We start from the raw sequence: 6,290 nt of genomic DNA on the forward strand, positions 1-6,290 counted from the left end.
CTGGTTATGGAACGGATAACCAGGCTCTATCATTCTGCCACTGGATATGAACGGGTGTTTCGAAGAAATCCGAGAGAAGTTCGCTGTTAATGACCTCTTTCGTTTTTCCTTGGGCATAGACCTGTCCACGTCTAAGTAGTAAGGTATGCGTAAATACCGGCAAAATTTCTTCGATATGATGAGTAACAAACAGCATATGAGGCGACTCCCCGCTTGCTGCCAATTCCCCAATGCTCGCTAGCAACGCTTCCCGTGACAAGAAGTCCAATCCGTTGCAAGCCTCGTCCAGAATGAGCAGCTTAGGCTGAGCCATTAATGCTCTTGCAATCAAGAGCTTCTGCTTTTCTCCCTGGGAACAGGTGACATATAAGCGGTCTATCAAATGTCCGCAGCCCAGCTGCTTCATCAGCCGTTCAGCCTGATCATAATCCGCCTGTTCGGGCTTGTCATATAAGCCTATAGAGGCATATTTGCCACTGAGGACTACATGTTGAGCCCGGTCACTGCCGCGCAGTCTCTCCTGCAAGGAAGAACTGACCCAGCCAATCGATTTGCGCAGCTCCCGCAGATCAACACGCCCGAAGGGATGCCCTAACACGCTTACTTTGCCTTTAGTCGGCCATATATAGCCGTTTATCATGTTCAAAATGGTTGTTTTGCCGGAACCATTCAGTCCTAAAACAGCCCAGTGCTCTCCTTCTTTGACTTCCCAATTGATTTGCTCAAGAATGGTCTTCTGCTCTCTCTTCCACGAAACGTCCTGAATATGAAAAATACTGCTGCTCACCCTGCTCACTCTCCCCGTAATACAAGCCTTGCTTCTGCCATCAGGCTTTCTCTGCTTTATGTTGGATTAGTTATTTGCTGAACGTCTCATCATGATACTTTATACAGATTGTAGCAAGCCTGATGAAAATTGCAACTTTTCTTTTTGTAAGCAGCGGCTCTCCAAACGCGCTTGTCCTTCTCAACGAATCCGTGTATACTTTAAAGGCAAACGTATGTTTGTTTCATGCTATTAATCAATTTCTGACCGCTTTGCTTATAGGAGGCCATACATACATGAAAGGAACAACCCACCTTGCGATCGGTACCGGAATCGGTGCATTCGCAAGCGCGTACTATCCCTTTACGATTACACATACCGTTTATTACGTCAGCATTGCCGTCATTTCCGCCCTGGTAGCCGACCTGGACGGACCCAGCCTCTTGAGCCGAAAGCTTAGCAAAATTTCCAAATGGATAAGAGAGCTCGTGATTTGGCTTGGTCTGCTCTCAACCGCCGCTGTCATCTTCCTGTACTTTCGTTACAACCTCGTCTATCCGGAATTGAGCATTATGGCACTGGTTGCTTTGCTGCTGGCGCTCGTCGCCAAGGCCGGAGTAATCCGCAACATATTGGTCAGTATTGTAGGCTGTGGAATGATTTATTGCGGCGTACTGCTGGAGATGCTGTGGCTTCTTGGCTTGGGGGTGTTCATCGCCTGGATCCCCTGGTTAAAGCATCGCGGGCTGTCTCATACGGTTTGGGCTATGCTGATTTGGGGGGCCATTGCCTGGGGGCTGGAGCGGCAGCTGCAAGTAGAAGGAGTGGCAATGGTAGCTCTTGCGGGCTATTTTTCTCATTTGTTAGCCGATACATTAACACCTGGCGGGGTCAAATGGCTGCTTCCGCTTTCCAAAAAAACTATCCGCCTTCCTTTTTGAATGAAGATTAAGTAAATTCAGTTGCACAAAACCAATAATGCTGAGTATAATACTTGGTATAAACGTGCGGCAAGGGAGGCTTCACTTCATGAGCACTCATCAAACCTACATGCAATGGGTTAACGATCAATTGGACTTGTATAACTACGCTAAGCAATTATGTGATGTCGAATGGCAGCAAAGCATTCTGGCACGTCTCCGCGAATCCGCCCCGTCCACATTTGATACAAGCTGCTCACCATCTGCAACAACATTATGGAAGCAATATGAAGAAATTATTCAGCAGATGGTCAATCTATACGAACAGGCACGATGCAGCCACAATGAGGGCGAGCTCGAGCAGATCAAAGAGAGAATGTGGCAGCTGAAGCAGCAGCGGATTCACGTCGCCAAAGCGATCCAAGATTTTTCTGTGCAAACCAAAAAACCAAGCAGCCAGCCTCCTCCATGGATACCCTGAAGGATGCCAGCTGCTTGCATTGTTTTCATATCGTTACTATTTAGTTTCTTTTCTACTGCTTCCTTGCGATTTCCTCCTGAAGCTGTTTCACCATATCAGCTACAGACAGGCTGCCTTGATCCCCGGCTCCGCGTTTGCGAATGGCTACTGAGCCGCTGGACTGCTCTTTCTCTCCAACGACGAGCATATAAGGAACCTTCTCCACCTGAGCCTCGCGAATTTTATACCCCAGCTTTTCGTTGCGGTCATCGACAACTACCCGGATTCCAGCCTCTTTTAGTGCGGCTTTCACTTCCAAAGCATAATTATTGAACGCATCGGATACTGGCAATAGTTTGGCCTGCACCGGTGCCAGCCACAATGGGAATGCGCCTGCATAATGCTCCGTCAAAATTCCGATAAAGCGGTCAATGGATCCATATACGGCACGATGGATGACGACCGGACGGTGTTTTTGGTTATCGTCACCGATGTAGGATAGATCAAACTTCTCAGGAAATTGGAAGTCCAGCTGAATTGTTGCGCACTGCCAGCTGCGCTTCAACGCATCGAGAATGTGGAAGTCGATCTTCGGTCCGTAAAACGCCCCGTCTCCCTCATTGATGCGGTATTGAATGCCTCTGTGCTCCAGCACGTTTTGCAAAGCCTGCTCCGCTTGATTCCACAGCTCCTCGGAGCCCATAGAATCTTCCGGACGAGTAGAAAGCTCAATCGTATACTGGAAGCCAAATACTTCATAGATTTTGTCAATTAGAGCAATAACCCGGCTGATCTCTTCCTCGATTTGATCCGGCCGAACGAATATATGGGCATCATCCTGGCAAAACGTACGCACCCGCATCATTCCGTTCAAGGCTCCAGACAGCTCGTGGCGATGAACCTGGCCAAACTCTGAAAGACGAATTGGCAGATCGCGGTAGGAATGCAGCTCATTCTTGTATATCATCATATGCCCGGGGCAATTCATCGGCTTCAGAGCAAACTTCGTCTCGTCTACCTCGGAGAAATACATATTCTCATGATAATGATCCCAATGGCCCGATTGCTCCCATAGGCGCTGATTCATCATGAACGGTGTGCGCACCTCATCATAATCCTCTCTAGCCTGAAGCTCGCGGGAAAAGTTCTCCAGCTCATTACGAATCGTCATCCCGTTCGGCAGATAAAAGGGCATGCCCGGCGCTTCTTCCGAGAACATAAAGAGTCCCAGCTCTTTGCCTAATTTACGGTGGTCCCGCTTTTTAGCTTCCTCCAGCATGGTCAAATGCTCTTCAAGCTGTGATTTCTTCGGGAAGGAGGTGCCGTAAATTCTTTGCAGCATCTTATTGTTCGAATCCCCGCGCCAATATGCCCCCGCTACATTCAGAAGCTTAAAAGCCTTAATTTTGCCAGTTGAGGGCAGGTGTGGGCCGCGGCAAAGGTCAAAAAACTCGCCCTGATCATAAATCGTGATGACCGAGTCCTCCGGCAGATCACGAATCAGCTCCAGTTTCAATGGATCTTCCAGCTCTTCGAACGTGCGGACTGCCTCTTCCCGGCTTACTTCGCGGCGTTGAATCGGCAGATTTTCCTGTACGATTTTCTCCATTTCCTTCTCAATGGCGGACAAATCCTCAGTAGATAACGGCTTTTCAATATCGATGTCATAGTAGAAGCCGTCCTCAATGACTGGGCCGATTCCCAGCTTGACTGCTTTCTCTCCATAGATCCGTTTAATCGCCTGAGCCATGAGATGCGCGGTACTGTGACGGTATACCTCTAGCCCATCTTTGCTGTCCAAAGTAATGATCTCAACATCACTGTCCTGGTCAATGGCACGATTAAGGTCTACTAGCTGTCCGTTAATTTTACCGGCCACGGCATTCTTCTTCAGTCCCGAGCTGATCGAGCCTGCCACCTCTTCGACTGTAACTCCCTGTTCGTATTCGCGGACTGCACCGTCCGGCAGTTTGACTTGGATGCTCATTTGTAATCTGCTCCCTTCATAAAGCTTATAACATAAAAAACCGCAATCATCCCAAGGGACGAGTGCGGTTAGCTCGTGGTTCCACCCTAATTCAACCGTGATCGTGACAGGAATAAATAAAGCCTATCCGAATGAATGCAATCACTGGTTCTCATCATGACACATCCGATAACGGGGATGAGACGGTAACGTTTACTTGCGCCAAGCACCATACACATTGGCGGGTTCCACGTACAGCTACAAAGGGGTAATCTCATAATTGACCTACGAAGGGACTTGCAGCCAGGTGATCCCTCTCTCTGTACCGGCAGTTATGAAACCATGTCTTTGATAATCGCTTGTTCACTTTCTAATGCCATTTATTATAGCTTGCTAATCCCCTCCGGTCAAGGGGAGAGTCCGCAGCCTTCATTTTCTTTGTTTCTTAATCAGCCAACCCACACCAACGAGCAGCAGCAGAGCTATGAGAACATAAACCACGTTAGCATAAATGTCCATGTAGTGCAAAATAGACTCCCAGGATTCACCTACCGCCGCTCCAATGATCACTAGAACCGCATTCCAAACAACTGTCCCTAGTACGGTGAAAAACAGAAACAGCCAAAAATTCATTTTTGCCATGCCTGCAGGAATCGAAATCAAGCTGCGCACCAGCGGAACCATCCGGCAAAACAGCACCGTCCAATAGCCATATTTCTGAAACCACCTATCCGCTTTACGCAAATCCTCAACCTTTAAGTTGAGCAGATGGCCCCAGCGGCCAACCCACTTTTCCAGCCGATCGACATGAAGCAGTCTGCCAATCCCATATAGCACAATAGCTCCCAGCACCGAACCATAGGTTGCAGCGATAATAACACCTGGTACGGTTAATGTGGAATAGGTAGTCATGAAGCCGCCGAAGGTCAAAATGATTTCAGAGGGAATTGGCGGAAACACATTTTCTATCGCAATCATGGTTAATATGCCCAAATAACCGAATTGCTCCATAAATTCCGTAATCCATTCTTTCATTCCTTCCCCTCCCTCAGTTTTTAAGATACACATAAAAAGAGGCTGGTTCTACATAAGTATTCAAGCTTGTCTGCTCCTATACTTGTTTACGACACCGGGAAATAGGAATTAAATAGGCGGTCCACTCGCTGTCCTGCTCATCCACGCAAAAAAACGCGTCCTTATAAGGACGCGTAACATAAATGAAATGAAGATAGACAGGCGGCAATCCCTTGTCTCAAGCCTTGATGTTAATGATTAGTGCTTCTCCTTTGCCTTGGCCTCTTTGACGTCGATCAGCTCCGTAACCGTACCATCGGTTACCTTGACCATCATTTTCTTGCCATCGACAACTGTTTTGAATAGTCCGGTTTCAAAGTCCGTATGCAGCTTTTTGAAGAACAGCCCTTCCAAATCTTCATCGGAGGAACGGCTTAAACGAAGCTGATATTCCCCGTCTACTGGCTCCAAATAAGCATGCACCCCGGTCTCAAACTCCTCCTCCAAATGATCCAGCTGTCTCTTTACGGATACAATATGAAGATCAATGAATGGAATTTCCCGCAAGATATCATTAATAACAGAGCCTTTAGTAATTTCTTCCCAACGAGTGCGGGCAGACTGCCCCATAATGATCTGGGTCACTTTGTTTTCCTTAGCTACGTCTGCAATAACTTGAGCTACTTTGCGAGAGCCGCTTTCTACCGCGAGAAAAGTGGCGCCAAGCTCTTCCGCAATCGATTTCCAGGACATAATGTCCTGTTCTTTCTCTTCGCTGTATTCATCATCCTTCGGTGGATCGACGGTCAGAATAAATAATGGGACTTGAAGCGCACTGGCAAAAAGCCATCCCCTCCTAATAAGCCGCTTGGCATTAGGGCCATAATAAACGCAGACCATAATTCGTTCATTGGACAACCTGTCTTTCCAGGATGGTTTAATAGCATTCAATTGTAATCGGGCACCTCTTTCTTCTCACAACAATTTTCTTCATTATACATTACCACGTTGCGTCAAGTAATAACACCCTTAAATTATAAATTTAAACATTAGTATTCATAACATTTATACTCCGTATTCGCAACCATAACAATAGGCTTGCAGCCTTATTCTCTAAGCGTACGATAAAAAGGGACTGCTGCCATTAAAGAATAATAGTTAGGG

At 47.2% G+C, this 6,290-nt stretch carries 6 protein-coding genes; 2 read left to right on the forward strand and 4 right to left on the reverse strand.

Annotation, left to right across the window (positions count from 1 at the left end; all coding sequences use genetic code 11):
* Nucleotides 1–4: 4 nt before the first annotated feature.
* Nucleotides 5–787 (reverse strand): ABC transporter ATP-binding protein, encoded by a 783-nt coding sequence (locus PSHG_RS01710; protein ID WP_010268514.1) that lies wholly within the window; start codon nt 785–787, stop codon nt 5–7.
* 275 nt (nt 788–1,062) lie between these two features.
* Here PSHG_RS01710 and PSHG_RS01715 point away from each other — a divergent pair, with 275 nt between their 5' ends.
* Nucleotides 1,063–1,707 (forward strand): metal-dependent hydrolase, encoded by a 645-nt coding sequence (locus tag PSHG_RS01715; protein ID WP_010268516.1) that lies wholly within the window; start codon nt 1,063–1,065, stop codon nt 1,705–1,707.
* Between the two features lie 88 nt (nt 1,708–1,795).
* Complete coding sequence (locus tag PSHG_RS26350; RefSeq protein ID WP_010268519.1) at nt 1,796–2,167, forward strand: hypothetical protein; 372 nt, start codon at nt 1,796–1,798, stop codon at nt 2,165–2,167.
* 52 nt (nt 2,168–2,219) lie between these two features.
* Here the strand turns inward: PSHG_RS26350 and thrS are convergent, their stop codons facing one another.
* The 3 genes from thrS to PSHG_RS01735 all read right to left on the reverse strand — a co-directional run bounded on the left by thrS (nt 2,220) and on the right by PSHG_RS01735 (nt 6,077).
* Nucleotides 2,220–4,133, reverse strand: coding sequence for a threonine--tRNA ligase (gene thrS, locus PSHG_RS01725; protein ID WP_010268521.1), 1,914 nt, complete (start codon nt 4,131–4,133; stop codon nt 2,220–2,222).
* Nucleotides 4,134–4,541: 408 nt separating this feature from the next.
* On the reverse strand, nt 4,542–5,147 hold the full coding sequence (locus PSHG_RS01730) for a DedA family protein (RefSeq protein ID WP_010268523.1): 606 nt from the start codon (nt 5,145–5,147) through the stop codon (nt 4,542–4,544).
* Nucleotides 5,148–5,384: 237 nt separating this feature from the next.
* Nucleotides 5,385–6,077: a universal stress protein gene (locus PSHG_RS01735; protein ID WP_010268525.1), complete on the reverse strand. Its 693-nt coding sequence runs from the start codon at nt 6,075–6,077 to the stop codon at nt 5,385–5,387.
* Nucleotides 6,078–6,290 lie beyond the last annotated feature (213 nt).

The organism is Paenibacillus senegalensis JC66 (assembly GCF_000285515.1).
Lineage (GTDB): Bacteria > Bacillota > Bacilli > Paenibacillales > NBRC-103111 > Paenibacillus_L > Paenibacillus_L senegalensis.